Genomic DNA, 467 nt, shown 5'->3' with positions numbered 1-467 from the left:
GCTCCTAGTGCCAAGGCATCCACCGTACGCCCTTTCTACCTTGATCTAGCGTCTCTAAGACACACGGTCCGAACGGACCATGCATATTGTTCTTGGTTTGATGTCTTGATGAATCTTCAGTTTTCAAGGAACAAAGTGGAGCCTAGCGGGATCGAACCGCTGACCTCCTGCGTGCAAGGCAGGCGCTCTCCCAGCTGAGCTAAGGCCCCATATAAGGGAATTCTCAAAAAAATGGTGGGCCTAAGTGGACTCGAACCACCGACCTCACGCTTATCAGGCGTGCGCTCTAACCAGCTGAGCTATAGGCCCTCATAATTTGATTTGTCGAGAGATTTGGTCTCTCAAAACTGAACGATGGGCAATGCCACATGGGCATTTTCCTTAGAAAGGAGGTGATCCAGCCGCACCTTCCGATACGGCTACCTTGTTACGACTTCACCCCAATCATCTGTCCCACCTTCGGCGGC

General features: G+C 51.8%; 2 tRNA genes and 1 rRNA gene. All 3 read right to left on the bottom strand.

The annotated features are described in order from the left end of the window. Nucleotides 1–136: 136 nt before the first annotated feature. Nucleotides 137–209: transfer RNA gene (locus tag EVJ22_RS15285), tRNA-Ala, on the bottom strand. A 23-nt stretch (nucleotides 210–232) separates the two neighbouring features. Beyond that, nucleotides 233–309, bottom strand: a tRNA-Ile gene (locus tag EVJ22_RS15280). A gap of 76 nt (nucleotides 310–385) precedes the next feature. Continuing rightward, nucleotides 386–467 (bottom strand): 16S ribosomal RNA (locus tag EVJ22_RS15275); the annotation flags it as partial.

It is taken from the genome of Exiguobacterium sp. SH0S7, from assembly GCF_004337195.1.
GTDB lineage: Bacteria > Bacillota > Bacilli > Exiguobacteriales > Exiguobacteriaceae > Exiguobacterium > Exiguobacterium aurantiacum_A.
The sequence above is the reverse complement of the archived record's forward strand: the minus strand, read 5'-3'. Positions and strand labels throughout refer to the sequence as shown.